A 23,386-nucleotide genomic window follows, 5' to 3' on the forward strand; every position below is an offset into this window, starting at 1 on the left:
TGGCTGAATCGAGCGTTCGGTTTTTGGCTGAATCGAGCATTCGGTTTTTGGCTGAATCACTCCGGTTGACTTCGTCAAAAGTCGTTCTTCATCCAAAAATCTCACTAAGTGGGTGTAAAGAAGTAGCCCAGCTGTAATTTAGCTGGGCTTTCTTCAAAAATCCTTTTCAAATCTCTCTTCGAGTAACGAAATCACTTTTTCCATTATTTCAGCGCCTTAGCTGTGTAGATCAACTCTGTTTCACGGACGTTTGTTTTTCCTGCGGATTGGATCGCTCCGTATTGGTGCATGTTGGTTACAATGACAGGTGTAATTGTTTCGTAGCCTGCTTTTTCGATCTCTTCCCTGTCGAACTCCATCAGAAGATCACCCACGGATACCCTCGCTCCAGCTTGAACCTTCGGACTAAAGAATTGCCCTTTCAGCTTCACTGTATCAATACCGATATGAATCAGCATTTCCGCTCCGCTGTCACTCACAAGGCCAATCGCATGACCGCTCTTGGACAGTGAGAAGACCGTTCCGTTAATCGGAGAGACAACCCGGCCTTCGGATGGCTGAATGGCAAATCCTTGACCCATAATCTCTTCAGAGAACGCAGGGTCATTCACCGCACTCAGCGGTTTGACCTCACCTGTAATCGGGCTGTATACTTCCTGATCTTCTGTTTTTACTTCCTCCTCATTCACGGACACGGAAGCTGCAGCTCCTGCATCAGCTGTCACAGAAGTTTGTGAAGCATTGGCGCCCTGTGTATTCACTTCTTTAGCTTCCTGAGTCTCCACCGCGATCTCTTCATCAAATCCAAGAATATAAGTGAGGACTGCAGCTGCAGCCGAACCAATTAGAAGACCGATAACAGCATATACGAAAGTTTCACCCAGAATCATGGGAATACCGGACAAACCGGCAAGGCCGCCGACAACATAAGCTTTCGTATGGAACAAGCTCATGAAGGCACCGCCGATACCCGCCCCGATCAGGGCCGCGATAAACGGTTTCTTATACTTCATGTTGACCCCGTACATCGCGGGTTCCGTAATTCCCATGAAGGCCGTAACACTCGTCGACATTGCGAGTGATTTCGTTTGTTTGTTCTTGGACTTGAGCGATACGCCGAGCGCACTGCCAGCTTGGGCAAAGTTCGCTACCATCATCATCGGAATCAGGTAATCATAGCCCAATGTTGCGATCGAACCGATCATGATTGGTACAAGGGCATAGTGCATGCCTGTAATAATCAGCAGCGAGAAAGCTCCGCCAATAATAAGTCCTGCAAACAGTCCTGTGTTATCAAACAGCCAGGAGAAACCATCCGTCAAGCCATTACCGATAATAACACCCAGTGGACCAACGGCAATAAGCGTCACAGGTACAATGACGAGCAGCGTAACTGTAGGAACAACAATTAGCTTAAGTGATGCATGGGTAACCTTGTCTACGGCTTTCTCAACATAGGAGGCGAGCCACACCGCAATTAGGATCGGGATCACCGATGAAGAATAGGTGGCTGCCACAACAGGAAGTCCGGCAAAGGTTATACTTTCACCTGTTCCTAGCAAGGTGGTTATCGTCGGATGGAGTACAGAAGCCCCGATCGCTGCACCAATGTACATGTTGCTTCCCAGCTTGCGGGCAGTACTAATCCCCAAGATAATCGGCAGGAAGTAGAACGCTCCGTCCCCAATTGCCGACAAGATTTGATACGTCGAACTTGTCTCGGACATCCAGCCCAGTGTGACCAGCAGTGCGACAATCCCTTTGATCATCCCCGCTCCGGTAATCGCCGGAAGAATCGGGGTAAATACGCCGGAAATAAAATCAAACAAAGCACTCAGCGGATTTTTCTTCGTCTTTGTTTCGCTGGATGCATTCGTACCCGCATCGGGTGATTTGCTCATATTGCCGACTAGTGCGTTGTACACTTTAGGTACCTCGTTACCAATGATAACCTGGAACTGACCCCCGTTGATCATAACACCCATGACACCCGGGGTATTTTGGAGTGTCTTCTTATCTGCCTTACTATTGTCATTCAGGTTAAAGCGAAGACGGGTCATACAATGCGTTACTTGATCGATATTTTCTTCACCGCCGACCAGCTTCAATATATCTTTGGACAATTGTTGTTTATCCATGATGAATTGCTCCTTTTAGGAAATGTAATAAGTGAAAAGCTCGTATTGCACTTAGAATAGGAAAGAAAAAAACCTAAACACTGAAACCAAGACAAGATCAACTTATCTGTGATTCAACGTTTAGGTTTTGCCTGTACGACAGTAACAATCCCGTATTATTCGGTTGGCTGTTCGTTTCTGACGATCCGCTCAATATGAATGGTCAGATATAATATTTCTTCCTTTGATAATACCCGTCCATAAATTTTTCGGGTGTAATCGTTAATCTTCATGGCACAAGCGTAAGCATCAGGATATTGCTTGCTGACCAGGTCGTGAAGCGGGTTATCCTCTTCCTTCCCTTCAATCGCGGTCCCTGCTATGACCCGCTGTGCAAAGTATTTCAGATGCGTTAAGAACCGATAGTAACTGAGTGAATCTTCATCCAGCTCAATCACAAAGCTTCGTCTTACAATGTTTAGAATATCCTTGACGATATTCGTAATGCTGATCGTTTCCCTCATCTCGCCGTTCATCTGGGCATTTACAAGATGCATTGCGATGAATGCGCATTCGTCTTCCGGCAGGAGAACGCCGAGCGTTTCTTCAATAATATTCAGCGCCTTCAGACCAATGGCAAACTCCTTGCGGTACATCCGTTTGATCTCCCACAGCAGTGCGTTCCGCAGCTGCATGCCCTGCCGATGACGGTCTATGGCAAAATGAATATGATCCGTCAGCGAGATGTAGATGCTCTCATGAAGCTTCTCGCCAAGTACTGTTTCCGCATAACGGATAATCTCATCCGAGCATTCCACATATTCCGCAGGAATATCGGACAGAAGCGTTTTCAGTTTCTGTGATACTTCCTTGCTTTCAAGTGAGAATACCTTTTCAATAAGAGATTCATCAATCGAGTCTCCTGTGTGTTTCTTAAAGGCGATCCCCCGCCCCATAACAACCTGCTCATTACCACTTGAATCGATGACCGTCACAACATTGTTGTTCAGCACCTTCGCTATTTTCATCTGTTCACATCACCTTGTACTGGCAAAAAATTAAAGGCAAAACCAAAGCCGAGCATTGTTGCAGCCCCGCCTCTGGTTTTGCCTGATTTAACAGTAACAATCCAGTAATATATTAGCTATAGGCCTATCTTACCATATCAGCAGCCAAATGACAACGGTTTTATGAAAGCGTTTAACATTCCCGAAGGTGCCACTATTCGGTAATTACTTTTCGGCAGCCGGATCTGTAAGACTCGCTCCATTTGTACCAATAACTTCTTTATACCAATCAAATGATTTCTTCTTATACCGTTCGAGACTGCCTGTACCGTCATTGTTGCGGTCTACATAGATGAAGCCATAACGTTTCTTCATCTCGGCAGTAGATGCGCTCACCAGATCAATACATCCCCAGGAGGTGAAGCCCATGACCTCGACCCCATCCTCAATCGCTTTACCGACTTCAACAAGATGATCGTTCAAATACTGGATTCGATAATCGTCAATCACGGTCTTATTCCCCTGCTCGTCCGTAACAAGCTCATCAATAGCCCCAAGTCCATTCTCAACAATGAACAATGGCTTCTGATAACGGTCATAATATTTATTGAGTGTAACACGAAGACCTTGAGGATCAATCTGCCATCCCCATTCGCTTGCTTTCAGATAAGGGTTTTGCACACCTGCGAACAAATTGCCTTTACCTTCATTCCGCTTGTCCGGATCGGCTGTTTCGCAAATGCTCACATAATAACTGAAGGATATGAAATCCACCGTGTGCTTCAAAATTTCAGCATCGCCATCTTCAAACTGAATGCTGATATTGTTCTCCTTGAAATAACGATTGATATATTTAGGATAATAGCCACGGGCATGCACATCGGCGAACAGATCATTTCTTTGCTCTGCATGCATCGCTTTAACCACATCATCCGGGTTCGGCGTGAGCGGATAAGTCGGCATACTGAGCACCATGCAGCCGATTTTGGCCTCTGGCATCATCTCATGTCCGATCTTCACGGCTAAGGCACTGGCTACCAGCTCATGATGGATCGCCTGATACAAATCCTGCTTGGAGAGCTGCTCCTTCGGAGTAAAGATGCCTCCGCTCATAAATGGCTCCTCCAGAATAGAGTTGATCTCGTTAAAGGTCAGCCAGTATTTCACTTTTCCTTTGTAGCGGGCAAACAGTGTTCTAACATAGCGTTCATAGAATCCAATCATTTGGCGGTTAACCCAGCCGTTATATGTCTTGGACAGGTGCAGCGGCGTCTCATAATGAGAGATGGTGACCAGCGGCTCAATACCATACTTCAAGCACTCGTCAAACAAATCATCGTAGAACTGCAGCCCTTTTTCATTCGGCTCAAGCTCATCTCCTTGCGGGAAAATACGCGACCAGGCGATCGACGTACGGAATACCTTGAAGCCCATTTCAGCAAACAGCTTGATGTCCTCTTTGTATCGGTTATAAAAATCAATCCCTACGAGCTTCAAGTTATCTGAAGTCGGTTCTTCCGTTCTCGGCGCTGATATACCCTTTGGCAGCACATCTTGTACAGATAGTCCTTTACCATCTTGATTATAGGCCCCTTCGAGCTGATTGGCCGCTACAGCACCGCCCCATAGAAAGTCTTTCGGAAATGGAGTTGTCATATTAATTCAATCCTCTCTCGATTGTTATATCCTGCACAGAAGCCGGGCTGTTCATTCTATCACCCGAAATCTTCTTTAGAGCACTTCGCCGTTAGTAGCGATAACGTTCTTGAACCATTCAAAGGAATCCTTTTTCGAGCGTTCGAGTGTACCGTTGCCTGCATCATCCAGATCGACATAAATAAAGCCATAGCGCTTGGACATTTCAGATGTAGACATGCTGACCAGATCAATCGGCCCCCAGCTTGTGAAGCCCATCAGATCTACTCCATCCTTAATTGCTTCATTCATCTGCTCGATATGCTTTCTGAGGTAATCTATCCGGTACGTATCATGAATGGAGCCGTCCTCTTCGACCTTGTCATATGCGCCAAGTCCATTTTCCACGATAAAGAGCGGTTTATTGTAACGATCCCATAGATTGTTGAGTGTAACTCGAAGCCCAATTGGATCGATCTCCCAGCCCCAGTCGGAAGCCTCAAGATAAGGATTCTTCACGCCGCCAGCCAGATTGCCAGCTACCTCTTCCTCATCCGCAGATGCTGATTTCGTTACACTCATGTAATAGCTGAACGAAATAAAATCCACTGTATTGTTGATCAGAATTTCATCATCGCCCGGCTGGCGCTCGATAACCACGTTATTCTCTTCAAAGTATCGTGCCATGTAATTTGGATACTTACCACGAGCATGGACATCAGTAAAGAACAGGTTGATTTGATTTTCCTGCTGAGCCAGTCTTACATCCTCTGGATTGCAGGTCTTCGGATAGGTCTCCATACGAGCCAGCATGCAGCCTACTTGGGAGCCTGGAATAATCTCATGGGCCAGCTTCGTCACCAAGGCACTCGCCACAAACTGATGATGCAGCGCTTGGAAGGCCGTTTGGAGCTTGTTATCCACCTTGTCCACCAGAATACCGCCGCCCGTATATGGGCTGATCAGCATGACATTAATCTCGTTAAACGTCAGCCAGTATTTCACCTTATCTTTATAGCGCTTGAATACCGTTTCCGCATATCTCACATAATGGTCGATGACTTCACGTCCGGCCCATCCATTATATTTTTGCGTCAGACCCAGCGGTGTTTCATAATGGGACAGCGTTACGAGCGGCTCAATGCCGTATTTATGCAGCTCATCAAACACCTCATCATAAAATTTCAGCCCTTCCTCGTTCGGTACTTCATCATAGCCGTTCGGGAAAATACGAGCCCAATGAATGGACATCCGGAATACCTTAAAGCCCATTTCAGCAAACAGAGCGATATCTTCTTTGAAACGGTGGTAGAAGTCGATGCCATGACGCTTTGGAAAACGCTCTTCAACCTCTCCAGCGAGGATCTGTTCGATACGGTCCGAAGTAATGTCCATGGCATGACCGCCTTTACGAAGCTCCTTAGGAACATGGGCAATCATGTCTGCGGTGGAGAGACCTTTGCCACCTAGGTTATAACCTCCTTCAAGCTGGTTCGCTGCGGTTGCTCCGCCCCATAAGAAATTTTCCGGAAATCCTTTTTTGGCTAATGTCATCATTAACAACCTCTCTTCTATGTGATATAAATATAGAAATTTCGAAATATAGATAAAAAATTCAATTTAGGACATGAATAGTACACAGGCTTGATTGTTTTCGTAGGCAGACTCCCGAATACGCCGGCTGTCATCCGAGGTCAGAAAACAAAAAAAACCTAAACTCAAGGTAAAAGCACACTCCGCCAAGGAGCCTGTCATTTCACCATCAGTTTAGGTTTTGCCTGTCTTAAGCAGTAACAATCCATTAAACGATGCATCTAAAATATGTGGTTGTCATGTAATGTAAGCGTAACACAGTGCAAATATAAAATCAACTTGGTCACTGAGATGCCATCAATTGTTGCTGTGCCTATAGCTGTCATTATCTACTTTACTCCGAATGTATACTGTCCAAGCTATCATTTAGATCATTATAAGAGCAGACAATCGTTTGTTTCAAGCCATAGGCACAGCTTAGGCATCAGACTATTAACAGCCCCTCCCTCAGGAGAGATTCCATAAGAATGAATCCGTCATTTCTCCTCAGGATCCTATTTGCTTCTCTTTCAGAGTTCTTGACATGACTCGGCTGACTGGGCTGGATCACAGCTCAAGTCCTCTTTGAGCACAAGGTAATAATGCCAAACATTGTCCTCCGGACCGTTTATTATTCTGCGGTATACCTTAGATGGAGGATAGATCTCATGAGGATAGTCTTCTCCGTTAATCACCTTGCTCACGACAAGAGCAATCGTATCCTCCGATACACTGCTTCGCTGCCATTCTCCCCCCAAGTGTTTGATGATCGTTTCTCCCAAATAACCGCCCCAAGCCTTGGACATCTGAATCTTCTCGTGTTCTGAAGGGCCCCTTCTAAATATCTTTCTCACACCTCGGGGCAATTCTTCATGATAGCGTTGTAATATCCCTTCCAGGCTCTTGATGCTATCTTCACTGTAATCAAGCTTCTGACCCAGCTTCTCAGCTAACTCAACAGCGTCTTCAGCATAAGCCTTCATCATGTCTGCTACGGTCGGCTTCATTTCGTCTCTTCATCCTCTGCCTTAATAGTATGTTTCAGCCTATTCAATACCTGACCACAGCTTGAACATGGGCTATATCATTAGACGTAAGAGTGAATTAGAAGTTTTGTTATAATCTATAGTTTCTAATTACGGGGTTTCCAGAAGGTAAGCCCCTCCTGAACATGCTGCCCATACCAAGCCTTGAGCTCTGGCAGCGTCCGGACCCCATAATCCACGACGGCTTCATAGATTCGGACCGACCTAGTATCTGATTTGCTGCTCTTAAATTGTCCTGTGCTTGTGCAAAGACACTCATTGTAATCCCGTCTCCTCCAAAGAATCTAATCTATTCTAGATTTAAATCATCTGTTCCTCAAGCCGCCTAAGCCGTTCCTTCGTCTATGTATGTTATTCCTCGATCCGCTCTAGCTGCCGCCTTAAGTCCGCCTTGATAAGAAGGCACTGGCATCAGTTGATTAGCGTGATCCATATTAATCCAGGCGATTTCCCCTATCTCCTCGGGTGATGTGATTTGCAGTTCTCCTCCGATCACTTCACTTAGAAAAGTAAAGAACAGCACTTGCTCTCCGCGCTTTTCAATAATGCACTCACTTACCCCGACAAGCTCTCCTACTTGTATGAAAAGGCCTGTTTCTTCTCTTGCCTCTCTAACTGCAGCTTGCTCCAATGTTTCATTCGCTTCTACCGCCCCGCCGGGCAGTGACCAGCGTCCGTTATCCATGTTTTGAACCATGAGCACCTTAGAGCAGGTATCATCCATAATTAAGGAGTAGACTACATTCCTTCTTTGCATTTCTAATTCCTCTTCCTACAATTAAGATTGGAAATATAAACCTATTGTAGATCTAAACCATATCAGGAACAAGTGTTCTTTCCCAAAAGAATAAGACACCCTTCTCAATATTGAAGAAGAGTGCCGCTTAATATAAAAATGATAAATATGCAAACATACGATGATGATAGCTTTGTATTCGAGTTACGCAATTACAGCGTACCGAGCTCAGACCAAGGCATGCTAAACGATTGATTAGCCTGACCTTTGAAGATCATTGAATTGCTGTTTGGATCTGCCGTAATGTCCACGATGTATCTAGCCCCGATCTTATCCCAGCGCTTCACCAGATGTCCGCTTGGATCGAACGCCACGACTGCCATTCCTACCCGATTATCTATATAGCTCAGCGGCCAGTAGGTATAACCGTCCGATTTAATGATCGGATATATCGCATTCGGCTGAAGCGTATCTGGAGAAGCCAAGCATGTCGGCTTCAAATCCGATGGAATAGCAGGCAGTGTACTTTCAGGGGCTTTGGCTATCAAGAAGACCTTATGAGGCCCAGGAGATTCCGAAGGTACTTCGTCTTCTGCTGTCCATGATCCACGCTGGTGATCGAGCTGACTCAGCTCGGCAATGACGTTCTGCAGTGTCACAGCATCGGCCTGGGCCAGAGCCGGCTCTACCGTTTTTTGCACAATATTGCGCACAACTGCATCACTGATCTCAATATTGCTCTGCTGAAGAGAATCCAGAGCCCGCTGAATGCTCTTCATGGACTCCACCATGATACTGGCTTTATCGAGAGAGAGCTTCAATGAACCGCGCACTTGATCCATCTGATGTATACCATGCCGCAGCTTGCTTCTTAGGATGGCCCCTTCGATCGCATCAATGGCTAGCCCGATACCTACAACGACAACCGCCGCAATGACTCCAGCAATGAGTCCGCCTGCAAGTGTTCCGACAGCTATCTCGACGCCGAGGACAAAGCCAAGCACCGTTGCAGCCGTCTCCGCTGCCATGATGCCTGAATCGACCAACATGGCGGTTACTCCTGGAGCAAGATATTGCACGGTGATAAGAAAGCTCGCTACATCGACTAAAATATTGGTGACCCCTACAGCTGTATCGCCTGTCGAGACATCATGTGCCGCTCCGCTTGCCTGCAGGATATCAAAGCTCGTAACATCGGGAACAGTCAGACCATGCTGCGTATACAAATCTGCAATCTTGGCGTTAATCTCCTGGCTCAGTATCGTAAATTCTGCATAGTTATTTTTCAATTGATTCAAGAAATTTTGTGTATCCGAAGATAGCTCAATGAGTCTCGCCTGCCGCTTATCATTGTCCGGAAAAAAGATCGACATTAATTCGTATCCTCATTTGTCCAGGATTTGCGGTCAGTGTCCAGTCCGCTCAGTTCAACGTTGACTACATCAAGCGTAATAGCCTGTGCTTTTTGCACACTTGGCAGCACGTCTTTCGTAATCAGATTGGTGATGATCTGCTCATTCAGCTCGATGCCTGCACCCGTAATTGCATCCAGCGTCGTCTTCACGGATTGAATGGAGTTTTTCAGCTCTTTGGTCTGATCAAGTGACATTTTTGCCGTTTGTCTCATCGGGTAAATCTGATGCAGCCCTGTTCTTAATTTGTTTTTGGCAATGGAGCCTTCGATCGCATCGATACCCAGATCAATTCCAGCAACGGCAACGCCTCCGGCGATCCCCCCGAGGATGCTCCCTGCCAGGTCTCCCGCTGTAATCTCTACTTCTCTGTCGATGAGTGGTACCGTAAATTTGGTCAAGACCTTAGCGGCCGTTTCCTCTGTCATAAGCCCTGCTCTGACCAGCATCTTGGTAGCCGCTGGAGCTAGATATTTAACCGAACCGATAAACCCGGCTACATCGACAATGACCTCTGCAATCGCAACAACCGTCTCCTCCGTGTTAATATCCGTAGAAGGATCTGCCTGCTTGATGACATTAATCTGGCTGATATCCGGCTGCTTCAATCCGGCTTCCTGATACACACTTACGATTTGAGCATTGACTTGAGTACACAGAGCTTTAAAATCGTTATAATTCGCTGTTGCATCATATAAGAAATTTTCAGTGTCCGTAGCGAGTTCAATCAATCTTCTCTTTCTATTGTCGTTGTCTGGATAAAAAATTGGCATAACCTATCCCACCTTCTCATTATTTGAGTTTGAATCATTAGTCTGTTGCTGAGAAATACACATTAAGTACGTATCCATCTTGTGGTACTCGGCCAGTCCTCGCCCGCTCCCAGGAATATCTAAGGAGTTTACCTGGATGCCGACTTCCGGCTGAGCGAATCCAAGCTCACTAGCAGGAAGCTTTGGCACAATATCCGGCGCATTATAGATACGCCATGTACTGGGGACCAACTTCTCATAGGCGGACGTAAAAGTCCGATCTCCGACCATGGGAGAACCAAAGGTGTATACCTCTGTCTCCATCCCGCAAAAGGCGGCCGCATACGCCGTCAGTACAGTCAATGCTCCACCGAGGCTATGCCCCGCAACAGTCAGGCTGCTTGCTTGGAGATTCTGGGTATACTCTGTCATGAGCAGGGATTTGTCTCCTTCAAGCAGGTGAACCTTAAGGGAGCGGTACATTCTGGCGAATCCCTCTTCCACCTTGCCAACGCCTCCAGGTTCCGTGTAGGACAGCAGGAAGAATTCAAAATCATCAATCCACTCCAGCTCTGTCTCCGTTCCCCGATACACAATTCCCTTGCGGGAAGGGTCGGTCAAGGATTCCATAACGCAGCCAATCCATTCTTCGGAATGCGATTTGAACAGAGAAGGCTCAATTGAAATCCCGGCGATGATCTTCCAGTTCGGCAGTTCAATCTCGAGGAGTGCGTTCGCATCACTGACTGTTCGATCTGCACTGTAGACGGACTTGATGAAGCCTCCCCATCGCATTGCCTCGTCGTGGTTAAACACCGAGCTACACATATCCGGGATCTCCAAAATGAACCTCAATGCTCTGAATTACAATGGCAGGATTGGACTGAATGAACATCCGTATAATCTCCATCCTTTCTAATTTAGGATAACTTCTTGACATTTCTTATCTTACAGACCCGCGTTAAATTTACGTTCAAGCCAATCTAAAGAATCGTTAAAGAAACGCTAAAGATACATAAAAAAACACCGTCTATACATAGACGATGTTCTATAACTAATATGAAGTTGATCATCTTCACATCATTGGTGCTTGTTATTGATCCAGTGCATTCAGTTTGCAAATGAGATCTTCGAGCTGTTCCTCGGAAGAGTGATTTTACGAGAATCTTCAATAAGTGGACAGGAATAACCCCGCTTCTATACCGCAAAAAAACGGGGATACGCGAGTAGTCACAATGATCGTGACTGACTCCGTATTCCCCGCATTGCCAGGTTTAACATCATCATTTATGTGATTAATATTTTAAGCTTTGAATTGAACCTTGAACCAGGCAGCTGCGGCAATGACTTCATTACGGCTCAGCTGGTGACCGTTATTCTCCCAATGCATCTTCACGTTGGCACCGGCGCCGGTAAGGAGTTCTTCAAGCTCTTCCGATTCCTGCGGAGCGCACATCGGGTCGTTTTTTCCTGCGGCAATAAATACCGGAGCACCTGCCAAATCCGGAAGCACAACGTCCCGAAGAGGTACCATGGGATGGTGAAGTATCGCCCCACGCAGCGAATCCGCGTAATGGAACAACAGGCTGCCTGCAATATTGGCACCGTTAGAGTAGCCGATGGCCACGATATTGCGGCGGTCAAAGCCGTACTGCTCTGCCGCTTCATCCAGGAATTCATGCAGCTCTCGTGTACGAAAGATCAGATCCTCTATATCAAATACCCCTTCAGCCAGACGGCGGAAAAATCGGGGCATTCCGTGTTCGCTTACGTTTCCTCTCACCCCAAGTACACTTGACTCTGGAGATACCAGCTCTGCAAGCGGAAGAAGATCGGTTTCTGTTCCTCCTGTGCCGTGGAGCAATAGGATCGTTGGTGCTGAGGGGTTGCTGCCTTCACGATAGATATGCTTCATATTCATACTTTAGTTCCTCCTTCAATATTACGGACAATGACGTCCGGCAAATTTGCTTCGATTGCTTCACGGTGAGGCTCATACCAGGATGGAAGCATGATCTTCTCACCCAGTTTATCAGGTGTTTCATCATTTGCGAACCCAGGAGGGTCTGTGGCGATCTCAAACAGGATGCCGCCCGGTTCTCTGAGATATACAGCGTTAAAATATTGACGGTCAATGATGCCTGTTGGATGAAGTCCAGCCTCTACGGCCATGTTCCGCCAAGCTTCATGTTCTTCGAAATCTTTGGCGCGCCATGCAATATGATGGACTGTTCCGGAGCCGCCGCGTCCAGGAGCCATTTTTACTTTGTTGATATCAATAATATTACCCAAATTTCCTGTTCCTTCGAAACGAACCCATCCTTCCTCTTCAGCTACTTTCGTCAGCCCAAGGAAATTTTCGAGCACCCGGATCGTTTGCTCCGGAGCCAGACTGTACAATACAGAACCGCCAAAGCCTTTGATCGCTTTATCTGACGGAACTCCATTGAAGGACCAGGTATTCAAATCCCCCGCCTCACGTTCAACGAGCTCAAGGACAAGTCCTGCGTTATCCAAAAACCGAATATAGCTCTCGCCAAAACGATGTTTCTCTTCAAAACGGATATCAAATGAGGTCAGTCTTTCCTTCCAGAAATCCATGCTGCCCGGTGGAATTGCATATACGGTTACTCCTGTTTGCCCGCCTCCGACAGCACCTTTACGTGCACCAGCCTGCGGGAAGAAGGTGATGATTGTACCCGGACTTCCTTTCTCATCTCCGAAGTAGAAGTGATATACTTCCGGTGCATCGAAGTTAATGGTCTTCTTCACCAGGCGAAGTCCGAGTATGCCGGCATAAAAATCGACATTGCGCTGAGCATCGCTCACAAAAGCGGTAATATGGTGAATTCCTGCGGTTTGTAACATGTTAATTTCCTCCACTCCATTATTGAATTTTGGTTTATACATTTCCAATCTATATCTGAGCTGCTAAGCTTTGTAAAACATTTCAAATTATAATATCTTAAATTTAAGATAATTTCTATGTCCTTATCATAAACCCTCCACAACGAATTTGCAAGAGGAGATTTTCTATTGTTTTCCAACACAAAAAAACGGCCTCTTTGTATGATGAACCATAATGAAGTTCTGCATACAAAAAAGCCGTTATGGTTTAGTTATTCCTGTGTTGAAACTTATACCAGTGCTTTGGCCGCAATATCGGTCCGCTGATGCTTTCCTTCGAAATCAATGCGTTTCGCTGCTGCATAGGCTTCCGCTCTGGCTTCTTCAATGGTGGCACCACGTCCGACGATACCCAGTACACGTCCGCCGTTTGTCACCCATTCTCCTGCCTCGTTCTTCGCCGTTCCCGCATGGAATACAAGCGCAGACTCCCCGCTTGATACCTCATCCAGTCCTGAAATAACAATTCCTTTAGGGTATGAAGCCGGGTAGCCGCCCGATGCCTGGACGACACACACGGCAGCTTCTTCACTCCACTCGATGTCGATATCTGCCAGCGTTCCGTTGACGGCGGCCAGGAAGATCTCGAGCAGATCGGTCTTCAGCCTAGGGAGCACGACTTGCGTTTCCGGATCTCCAAAACGTGCATTGAACTCTATTGTCTTTGGTGTTCCATCGGGAGATATCATCAGCCCGGCAAACAGCACTCCACGGAATGGACGTCCTTCTTCTACCATTGCCTTTGCGGTAGGAATGACTATGGATTCTATGGCCTTGTCAATAATGGCTTGATCAATATGAGGAAGCGGAGAATAGGTTCCCATTCCGCCTGTATTCGGCCCTTTATCTCCATCATACACCGGCTTGTGATCCTGTGCTGCCGGCATGCAGCGAACCGTTTCTCCATCCACAAATGCAAGAATGGACATTTCCTGCCCTTCCAGAAACTCTTCAATAACGACTTGAGTACCGGCATCGCCAAATACCTTGTCCAGCATCATACTGCGCAGCGCCTCTTCGGCTTCTTCCATCGTATAAGCTACGGTTACCCCTTTGCCCGCAGCAAGTCCATCGGCCTTGATGACGATTGGAGCCGTGCGTGAGCGCAAATAAGCGAGCGCCTGTTCATAGTCACCAAACTTCTCGTAGGCTGCCGTAGGAATGCTGTATTTCCGGAGCAGATCCTTCATGAATGTTTTGCTGCCTTCGATTTCTGCCGCATTTTTGCGTGGGCCAAACACAGGAATGTCCTTCGCTTCGAATGCATCCACAATTCCGTCGGCCAACGGATCATCCGGTCCAACGACCACCAATCCGATTTCTTTTTCCAACGCAAAAGCGGTCAACTGCTCGAACTCGCTGACTGCAATCGGCACACACTCCGCAATCTGGCCGATTCCTGCATTTCCCGGTGCACAGTAGATCTTGCCAGCCTTTTCCGATTTCGACAAAGCCCATACGATCGCATGCTCGCGGCCGCCGCCGCCAATGACGAGAATATCCATAGGTTAGGTTCCTCCTTAATATCATCCTATAAAAAAGCTTCTATCTAGTGTAAAGCTGAGGACCGGCGACAAGTTATCGCTAAGCCCTCAGCTTCTTTTTCTGGGTAAAGATAAGGATCTGATCACGCTCCGCTTGTCCGTTCAAATCCCCTTTTTGATCTTTTGTGCGGATAACGCTCGAATCCTCTATTCAATTGTTTATCTATTTATTAGTGTTTGAAATGACGTACGCCCGTGAAGACCATGGCAATGCCATGCTCATTCGCAGCCTTGATGGATTCATCGTCTTTGATCGATCCGCCCGGCTGGATGATGGCTGTAATGCCGTGTTTTGCAGCAAGTTCAACCGTATCGCCCATCGGGAAGAATGCATCAGATGCAAGCGCCGCCCCTTTGGCTTTGTCTCCAGCTTGCTCAAGCGCAATCTTGGCTGCACCGACGCGGTTCATCTGACCAGCGCCTACACCCACCGTCATATCATCCGCTGCAAGCACGATCGCATTGGATTTCACATGCTTAACAACTTTCCAGCCAAAGAGCAGCTGCTTCATTTCTTCGGCAGAAGGTGCACGATCCGTTACAACTTGAAGATCACCTTCATCAATGGAATGAATATCACTTTGCTGCACGACCATACCCCCGTCGATGGAAGTGACAACAAACTGGCTTGTACGCTCCTTCGCAGAGCCGAGCTCGCCCATTTTCAGCAAGCGGATATTTTTCTTTTTCGTCAAGATTTCCAGTGCTTCTGGTGTAAAGTCCGGAGCAAGGACGATCTCAAGGAAAATTTCACTGAGCTTTACAGCTGTATCACTGTCAATCGTCCGGTTAGCTGCAACAATGCCGCCAAAGATCGAAGTTGGATCTGCATTGTAGGCTTTCATGTAGGCTTCATAGATATTCTCACCTGTACCTACGCCGCAAGGATTCATGTGCTTAACTGCGACTACAGCCGGAGCATCAAATTCCTTCACGATCTGCAGAGCTGCGTTCGCATCGTTGATATTGTTGTAGGACAGCTCTTTACCATGCAATTGCTCCGCAGTAGTGAGTGTTCCATTCGGTGCAAGCGGTTTGCGGTAGAAGGCAGCCTGCTGATGCGGGTTCTCCCCATAGCGCAGATCCTGGATTTTTTCATAAGTCACGGTGTAGCGCTCTGGTAGTGGATCTCCGTTGACATTAGACAGATAATCAGAAATAAGGGCATCATAAGCCGCCGTGTGACGGAAAACTTTTGCCGCAAGCTGTTTACGAGTTTCAAGAGTCGTATCACCGCTCTCACGAACTTCAGCAAGCACCTGCTCATAGTCGGCTGCATCGACAACCACACTGACAAAAGCATGGTTCTTGGCTGCAGAACGAAGCATAGTCGGACCGCCGATGTCGATATTTTCGATCGCGTCCTCGTAAGAAACGCCCGGCTTCGCAATGGTCTCTTGGAATGGATACAAATTAACGACAACGAGGTCAATGTAATCCAGACCCAGATCTTTCATTTGCTGCTGATGCTCAGCATTGTCTCTAACTGCCAGCAGTCCGCTGTGCACAGCAGGATGCAGTGTCTTGACGCGTCCATCCATAATTTCAGGAAAACCGGTTACGTCCGATATCCCGATCACAGGAACGCCTTCGTTCGACAGCAGGCTGCTTGTTCCTCCTGTCGAGATAATTTCCACACCCAAATTAGACAGCTCACGGCAAAAATCCACGATACCCGTTTTATCCGAAACGCTAACCAGCGCTCTTTTAATACCCACGATTAAGATCCTCCTCTTGTTCATCCCATTTTGGTGCTAAAAATTGTTGTTTTATTTCCCGAGAAATATCATATCTTGCAGCGAACAAATGAGTAATATCGCAAAATGTTACTTTTCCGAGTCCAGCCTCTTACTTTCTGACATCATTCTCCGCAATCGTAACTTTGCGTCCATCCAGCGTGACAAGCCCTTTGGTGAACCAAGATACGACCTCTGGATACAGCTCACGTTCCAATTCATGAATCGAAGCAGCAAGTGTCTCTGTTGTATCCTCCGGTGAAACCGTAATGGCTCTCTGGGCTATAATCGCTCCCGTGTCCATTCCTCCGTCCACAAAGTGCACCGTGATCCCCGTCATCTTTACTCCGTAATCCAGAGCTTGTCCAATGGCATCCTTACCCGGAAACGCGGGCAGCAAGGAAGGATGAATGTTAATCAGCCTGCCTGCATAACGGTCAACGACAACAGAGGTTAAGAGCCGCATATAACCGGCAAGGACTACAAGATCAATCTCGCGCTCCTCCAGCTTGGCGACAATCTCCTGCTCGTAGGCTTCTCTTGAAGCATACTCTTTAGGCTTAAACACATGGCATTCAATTCCAGCGGCTTCCGCCTTCTCCACTACTGGAGCCTGTGGTCGATCACTGACTAACAGCTCAATCGTTGCATCCAGCTTACCGCTCGCTGCAGCATCCACCAATGCCTGAAAATTGCTGCCCTGTCCCGAAGCAAACACGGCAATGCGATAGCCAGGCATTAGACTTCCACTCCTGTAAAGGTCACGATTCCGCTGCCTTCGGTCACACGGCCGATGGTGTAAGCTTCCTCACCATTCGCACGAAGGACTGCGAGTGTGTTCTCCGCATCCGCTTCACTGACAACAAGGACAAGACCAATTCCCATATTGAAGGTCGTGAACATATCGCGATTAGAGATGCTGCCTTTGTCCTGCATCAGCTTGAAGATTGGCAGAACCGGCCAAGAGCCATGATCGATGTCTACGTTCACGCCTTCAGGAAGCATCCGCGGAATGTTCTCGATGAATCCACCGCCTGTAATATGCGCCATGCCTTTTACTTTCACTTCATCCAGAAGTGCGAGGACTGGCTTCACATATATCTTGGTCGGCGTAAGCAGCGTACCGCCCAGTGTCCCGCCAAGCTCTGCAATCTCATCCTGCAAGCTGTATCCCGACTGCTCCAGCAGCAATTTGCGAACCAAAGAGAAGCCGTTGCTGTGCACGCCGCTGGAAGCAAGACCGATCACCGTGTCTCCAGGTGCAATCGTGCTGCCGTTAATGATCTTCGCTTTGTCCACGACACCTACCGTAAAGCCGGCAATATCGTATTCCCCTTCACTGTACATGCCCGGCATTTCGGCTGTTTCTCCGCCGATCAGCGCAGCTCCAGCCTGATGACATCCCTCAGCAATACCGGCTACAATCGCTTCGATCTTGTCAGGCACGACCTTGTCACATGCCAGATAGTCGAGGAAGAACAATGGTTCTGCACCTTGTACGACAATGTCGTTCACACACATGGCCACTGCATCAATGCCAATCGTATCATGCTGATCCATCGCAAATGCAATCTTCAGCTTCGTTCCGACACCATCTGTGCCAGACACGAGTACGGGCTCATCGTATTTATCCTTGTTCAATCCGAACAAGGCACCGAATCCGCCAAGATCGGTCATAACTTCAGGGCGAAATGTACGTTTTACGTGTTTCTTCATTTTCTCAACCGCTTCGTTGCCTGCCGCGATATCGACGCCTGCATTTTTGTATGCTTCTGACAACTTGGTCACCGTCCCTCAAATATAAATTCACCCTCCTAAATCCTCCCTGACAGGGAGGACCCCAAAGAGGCCGCGGCCCCTCTGGACACCCGCAAAATGTTATCGCGGACCGGAGTTTGGTTGGATCCTGCTATGGTTACTGTAGTGCTGGGATTCGCTTTCGTCTTGCAGACACGCTCTACTGCTGATTGCGCTATGCGCGCGGGGGCTTCACCCGAGCTTACCCACTGTTTGCCTTCGGCAAATGCGTGGGGCTCATGGTGAAGCTCTCGGGCACGCTGCGCGTGGTGGCTCCGCCGGGACCTCTTGCTGTTTGCCTTCGGCAAATGTGCTGGGTCCATCGCGGTGCCCTTGGCGCTGCGCGCCTTGCTTCCCTTGAGCCTTCCCGCTGTCTGCCTTCGGCAGATGCGCTGGGGCTCGCGGGGAAGCTCTCTGGCACGCTGCGCGTGCAGCTCCGCTGGGACCTCCTGCTGTTTGCCTTCGGCAAATGTGCCGGGTCCTTGGCGGTGCCTTCTGCGCTGCGCGCCTTGCTTCCCTTGAGCCTTCCCGCTGTTCTGCCTTCGGCAGATGCGCTGGGGCTCACGGGGAAGCTCTCTGGCACGCTGCGCGTGGTGGCTCCGCCGGGACCTCTTGCTGTTTGCCTTCGGCAAATGTGCCGGGTCCACTGCGGTGCCCTTGGCGCTGCGCGCCTTGCTTCATCAGAGCCATCCCCTGTTTGCTTCGCAAATGTAGGGCGGCTCTTCATGGAGCAATTGATTACTGCGGCGTATTAACAGCCGCAGCCCGCCTTCGCATCCTTGAAGTCCAGCGTCGTTGGGTAGTCATTATCGAAACAGGCAAGGCATAGGCCGCCTTTATATTCATCCTGGTGGTTTCCTTCTATAGAAGAGATCAAACCTTCGGGACTGAGGAATGACAGAGAGTCAGCATTAATCTCGCGGCAGATCTCCTCAATCGATTTGGAAGAAGCAATCAGCTCATCCCGGTTCGGGGTATCAATCCCGTAGAAGCATGGATTCTTGAACGGTGGTGAAGTTATGCGTACATGCACCTCAGTCGCTCCTGCATCCCGGAGCATGTTCACGATCCGGCGTGATGTCGTACCGCGCACGATAGAATCATCGATCATGACAACCCGCTTGCCTTCGACTACCCGGCGCACCGCACTCAGCTTCATCTTCACTCCCTGCTCACGCAGCTCCTGACTTGGCTGAATAAAGGTACGTCCAGTGTATTTGTTCTTGATCATCCCCAGCTCATAAGGAATACCCGTCTGCTCAGCATAGCCTATTGCCGCGGAAATACTGGAATCGGGAACACCTGTTACGACATCAGCATCCACAAACGATTCAATAGCTAGCCGGCTGCCCATCCGCTTCCGTGCACCATGCTGATTTGCTCCATTCATATCACTGTCCGGACGCGCAAAGTAGATATACTCCATCGCACACAGCGCTTTCCGGTGCTTTTTCTCCTCGAAGCGGTCTTCATGCAGCCCATCGCTGTCGAGAACCAGCATTTCTCCTGGCTCAATATCTCGGATCAGCTCCGCACCGATCGTTTCCAGTGCACATGTTTCGGAAGCAAAAATATAAGCATCGCCCAGTTTGCCCATCGTCAGTGGACGTAGTCCATGAGCATCCGATGCAACGATCAGACGATCGTTGGTCATGATCAGGAAGGCATAGCCTCCGACAATCCGGCGGAATGCATCTTTTGCCGCCTCAACCAAATCCTTAGGTGAACGAGCGATCAAGTGTGCAATAACCTCGGTATCACTCGTCGTTTGAAAAATCGAACCGCCTTGCTCCAGCTCCTTGCGAATCTCTGGCGCGTTCACGATATTTCCGTTCGTCGCAACCGCCAGATCGCCGTCACGATATTTAAATACGAGCGGCTGCGCATTCGTCAGCTTGCTGTCGCCGCTGGTTGAATAACGCACATGACCGATAGAGATATCACCAGAGAGGGAAGCCATGAGATCCTTGGTAAACACCTCTTTGACAAGTCCCATTCCGCGGTGATAGTGAAACTCACTGCCGTCACTGACACACATTCCGGCACTTTCCTCGCCGCGATGCTGCAATGCATGCAGTCCGTAATAGGACAAGGAGGCCGCGTCGGGGTGTCTATACACCCCGAACACCCCGCACTCCTCTTTCAATTTATCAAACAGTCCCTCTTTGCCCGAACCCTCGTTGTAATAATCGCCGGTCCAAAACTGCGGGGTCTTTACTTCATCAGACATGGAATAACATCCTCCCAGACCTGTTTCAGAACCGCTACCGGTTCGTCCACAGCTGATGTGCCGTTCAACTCCAATTTAAGATTGCTTCCTGTTACTTGTCCGATCACTTGAACCGGAACACCGCTGTTTCTCACGAACGCTTCCAGTTCCTCTGCCTGTGCTTGGTCTGCTGTCAGCAGAATACGGGATTGGCTCTCACTAAATAGAGCAATATCACCGCGAAGCTCCGTAGTAAAGTTCACGCTCGCGCCAATACCGCCGCTGATGCAGCTCTCGGCCAGTGCCACGCCAAGTCCGCCTTCAGACAAGTCATGTGCAGATTGTACGAGACCTTTTTGAATAGCACCCAGTACCGCTTCCTGAAGCTTCTTCTCTACTTCAAGATCAAGCTGTGGAGGGCGTCCCTCCGTCAAGCCATGAACCGCATATTGGAACTCGCTGCCGCCAAGCTCAGCATGTGTATCCCCAAGCAGCAGGATAACATCTCCTTCTTTCTTGAAGCCTTGTGTCGTAATGTGGTCTGTATCATGCACAAGTCCAACCATACCAACGACAGGCGTTGGGTAAATTGCACCTTTGGCATTCTCGTTGTACAAGCTCACGTTACCGCCGATAACCGGCGTACCCAGTACTGTACATGCCTCAGCCATTCCATCTACCGCTTTTTCCATCTGCCAGAAAATATCCGGCTTCTCCGGCGAACCGAAGTTCAGATTGTCTGTAATTGCCAGCGGCTCTGCCCCGGAGCAAACGATGTTACGGGCAGCTTCGCTGACTGCAATTTTGCCGCCCACTTCAGGATCAAGATACACATAACGGCCATTGCAGTCTGTTGTCATCGCAAGACCTTTACGTGTGCCATGAACCGTCACAACAGCCGCATCCGATCCCGGACGAACGGCAGTGCTGGTCCGCACCATATAGTCATATTGGTCATACACCCAAGCTTTGCTGGATACGGTCGGGGAGGACAGCACCTTTTTCAAGGCTCCTGTCAGGTCCGACACTTCTTCATAACGCAGGGTGTCGATTTTTTCATTTTCAATATAATAAGCAGGAACTGAGGATGGTTTGTTATACACCGGACATTCGTCAACCAATGCCGTTACCGGCATGTCGCCAACAACTTCACCGTGATGGTACAGCTTCAGTCGTCCGTCATCTGTAACTTTGCCGACCTTTGCACAGATAACGCCCCAACGCTCGAAAATTTCACGCGCTTGTGCTTCATCTTTAGGCTCAACGACGAACAGCATGCGTTCTTGAGATTCGGACAACATCATCTCGTATGGTGTCATGCCTTCTTCACGCTGAGGCACTTGGTCCAGATACAGCTCCAGTCCGTTTCCTGCCTTACTTGCCATTTCCGCACTGGAGCACGTAAGACCCGCAGCACCCATATCTTGAATACCGAGCACGATGCCAGTATCAATCAGTTCAAGACAAGCCTCCATAACCAGCTTCTCCATGAACGGGTCGCCGACCTGTACTGCCGTACGCTTGGATTCAGATTCCTCCGTTAGCTCCACAGAAGCAAAGGTTGCTCCGTGAATACCATCACGTCCTGTTGGAGGTCCCACGTAAAACACCGGGTTACCTACACCTTTGGCGACACCGCGCTGAATTTTGTCGTGATCGATAAGACCTACACACATGGCATTTACGAGCGGGTTGCCATCATAGCTCTCATCGAACATCACTTCTCCGCCTACCGTTGGAATGCCGATACAGTTACCATAGCCTGCAATACCGGATACGACGTGTTCAAACAAATATTTCACACGATCGCTTTCCAGCTTGCCGAAGCGCAAGGAGTTAAGGGATGCGATCGGTCTTGCACCCATGGAGAAAATGTCGCGGATAATTCCGCCAACCCCTGTAGCTGCACCTTGGAAAGGCTCAACCGCAGAAGGATGGTTATGACTCTCGATCTTAAATACGACCGCCTGGTTATCTCCGATGTCGACAATCCCTGCACCCTCACCCGGTCCCATCAGGACACGTTCGCCTGTTGTCGGGAAACGACGCAGCAGCGGCTTGGAGTTCTTGTAAGCACAGTGCTCTGACCACATAACACTGAATACACCGATCTCCGTGTAGTTTGGCTGACGTCCCATGAAGGACACGATCAGGTCATATTCACTGTCAGATACGCCCATTTGCTGATAAAGTTTATGCTCGGCAATCTGTGCTGCGGTTGGTTCTTTAGCGGATACTTGCTGTGTCATGCTGATCCCTCCAGGAGTTCAAAATCGATGTAAACATGCGTTTGCCGTCCGTCGTTCCAAGCACTTCGTTCACCGCACGTTCCGGGTGAGGCATCATGCCTACCACGTTACCGCGCTCATTACTTACGCCGGCGATGTTATTCAAGGAGCCGTTCGGATTGTTTTTATAAGTAAAGACGATTTGATTATTTGCTTTAAGCTTCTCAAGCGTCTCTTCATCACAATAATAGTTGCCTTCCCCATGCGCGATCGGGATAATAATCTCTTCCCCAAGTGCATACTCGCTTGTAAAAGGGGTGTTGTTGTTCTCCACTTGGAGTACGGAGTCATGGCACACAAACTTCATACCTGTATTGCGCAGCAATGCGCCAGGGAGAAGCCCTGCTTCCGTCAGGATTTGGAATCCGTTGCAGATCCCGATAATGTATTTACCTTGCTCTGCAGCCTTGGCTACTTCGTTCATCACAGGAGCAAATCTGGAGATTGCCCCGCATCTTAAATAGTCACCGTAAGAGAAGCCGCCGGGAACGATGATGCAGTCATAGGCAGACAGGTCTGTTGCCGTATGCCATACATAGTCCACGGGCTGTCCAATCGTTTCTTCTACTGCCTTATAGCAGTCAATATCACAGTTGGATCCAGGAAACACGAGAACTGCAAATTTCAT

Annotated in this window: 18 protein-coding genes; all 18 read right to left on the reverse strand. The window is 48.5% G+C overall.

The features are described from left to right. Positions 1 to 203: 203 nt before the first annotated feature. The 18 genes from BK126_RS10495 to purQ all read right to left on the reverse strand — a co-directional run bounded on the left by BK126_RS10495 (position 204) and on the right by purQ (position 23,386). Entirely contained in the window at positions 204 to 2,138 is a 1,935-nt protein-coding gene (locus BK126_RS10495) for a beta-glucoside-specific PTS transporter subunit IIABC (RefSeq protein ID WP_047912799.1), read from the reverse strand. Positions 2,139 to 2,293: 155 nt separating this feature from the next. Further along, entirely contained in the window at positions 2,294 to 3,145 is an 852-nt protein-coding gene (licT, locus tag BK126_RS10500) for a BglG family transcription antiterminator LicT (protein ID WP_047912798.1), read from the reverse strand. A 204-nt stretch (positions 3,146 to 3,349) separates the two neighbouring features. Further along, entirely contained in the window at positions 3,350 to 4,780 is a 1,431-nt protein-coding gene (locus BK126_RS10505; protein ID WP_076312446.1) for a glycoside hydrolase family 1 protein, read from the reverse strand. A 75-nt stretch (positions 4,781 to 4,855) separates the two neighbouring features. Further along, positions 4,856 to 6,313 (reverse strand): glycoside hydrolase family 1 protein, encoded by a 1,458-nt coding sequence (locus tag BK126_RS10510; RefSeq protein ID WP_047912941.1) that lies wholly within the window; start codon positions 6,311 to 6,313, stop codon positions 4,856 to 4,858. Positions 6,314 to 6,861: 548 nt separating this feature from the next. Continuing rightward, positions 6,862 to 7,338, reverse strand: a complete 477-nt coding sequence (locus tag BK126_RS10515) for a hypothetical protein (RefSeq protein ID WP_076312447.1) — start codon at positions 7,336 to 7,338, stop codon at positions 6,862 to 6,864. Positions 7,339 to 7,702: 364 nt separating this feature from the next. Continuing rightward, the gene (locus tag BK126_RS10520) at positions 7,703 to 8,134 is read right to left on the reverse strand and encodes an NUDIX hydrolase (protein WP_047912795.1); all 432 of its coding nucleotides are present in this window, start codon (positions 8,132 to 8,134) and stop codon (positions 7,703 to 7,705) included. Positions 8,135 to 8,325: 191 nt separating this feature from the next. Continuing rightward, on the reverse strand, positions 8,326 to 9,486 hold the full coding sequence (locus tag BK126_RS10525; RefSeq protein WP_076312448.1) for a hypothetical protein: 1,161 nt from the start codon (positions 9,484 to 9,486) through the stop codon (positions 8,326 to 8,328). Next, complete coding sequence (locus BK126_RS10530; RefSeq protein ID WP_076312449.1) at positions 9,486 to 10,298, reverse strand: hypothetical protein; 813 nt, start codon at positions 10,296 to 10,298, stop codon at positions 9,486 to 9,488. The genes BK126_RS10525 and BK126_RS10530 overlap by 1 nt, the downstream gene beginning before the upstream one ends. 3 nt (positions 10,299 to 10,301) lie before the next feature. Then, positions 10,302 to 11,105 (reverse strand): lipase family protein, encoded by an 804-nt coding sequence (locus BK126_RS10535; RefSeq protein ID WP_052512105.1) that lies wholly within the window; start codon positions 11,103 to 11,105, stop codon positions 10,302 to 10,304. A 475-nt stretch (positions 11,106 to 11,580) separates the two neighbouring features. Then, positions 11,581 to 12,198 (reverse strand): alpha/beta hydrolase, encoded by a 618-nt coding sequence (locus BK126_RS10540; protein WP_076312450.1) that lies wholly within the window; start codon positions 12,196 to 12,198, stop codon positions 11,581 to 11,583. Next, entirely contained in the window at positions 12,195 to 13,145 is a 951-nt protein-coding gene (locus tag BK126_RS10545; protein ID WP_076312451.1) for a ring-cleaving dioxygenase, read from the reverse strand. The genes BK126_RS10540 and BK126_RS10545 overlap by 4 nt, the downstream gene beginning before the upstream one ends. 269 nt (positions 13,146 to 13,414) lie before the next feature. Then, on the reverse strand, positions 13,415 to 14,689 hold the full coding sequence (purD, locus tag BK126_RS10550; protein WP_076312452.1) for a phosphoribosylamine--glycine ligase: 1,275 nt from the start codon (positions 14,687 to 14,689) through the stop codon (positions 13,415 to 13,417). A 209-nt stretch (positions 14,690 to 14,898) separates the two neighbouring features. Further along, positions 14,899 to 16,446, reverse strand: a complete 1,548-nt coding sequence (purH, locus tag BK126_RS10555; RefSeq protein ID WP_076312453.1) for a bifunctional phosphoribosylaminoimidazolecarboxamide formyltransferase/IMP cyclohydrolase — start codon at positions 16,444 to 16,446, stop codon at positions 14,899 to 14,901. Positions 16,447 to 16,576: 130 nt separating this feature from the next. Beyond that, positions 16,577 to 17,203: a phosphoribosylglycinamide formyltransferase gene (purN, locus tag BK126_RS10560; RefSeq protein ID WP_047912788.1), complete on the reverse strand. Its 627-nt coding sequence runs from the start codon at positions 17,201 to 17,203 to the stop codon at positions 16,577 to 16,579. Continuing rightward, positions 17,203 to 18,243 (reverse strand): phosphoribosylformylglycinamidine cyclo-ligase, encoded by a 1,041-nt coding sequence (gene purM / locus BK126_RS10565; RefSeq protein ID WP_076312454.1) that lies wholly within the window; start codon positions 18,241 to 18,243, stop codon positions 17,203 to 17,205. Before purM ends, purN begins: the two co-directional genes overlap by 1 nt. A gap of 769 nt (positions 18,244 to 19,012) precedes the next feature. Further along, entirely contained in the window at positions 19,013 to 20,491 is a 1,479-nt protein-coding gene (gene purF / locus BK126_RS10575) for an amidophosphoribosyltransferase (RefSeq protein WP_047912785.1), read from the reverse strand. Beyond that, complete coding sequence (purL, locus tag BK126_RS10580) at positions 20,476 to 22,719, reverse strand: phosphoribosylformylglycinamidine synthase subunit PurL (RefSeq protein WP_076312456.1); 2,244 nt, start codon at positions 22,717 to 22,719, stop codon at positions 20,476 to 20,478. Before purL ends, purF begins: the two co-directional genes overlap by 16 nt. Next, on the reverse strand, positions 22,697 to 23,386 hold the full coding sequence (purQ, locus tag BK126_RS10585) for a phosphoribosylformylglycinamidine synthase subunit PurQ (protein WP_076312457.1): 690 nt from the start codon (positions 23,384 to 23,386) through the stop codon (positions 22,697 to 22,699). Before purQ ends, purL begins: the two co-directional genes overlap by 23 nt.

This window comes from Paenibacillus sp. FSL H7-0326, assembly GCF_001955535.1.
In the GTDB taxonomy this organism is placed as follows: Bacteria; Bacillota; Bacilli; order Paenibacillales; family Paenibacillaceae; genus Paenibacillus; species Paenibacillus shunpengii.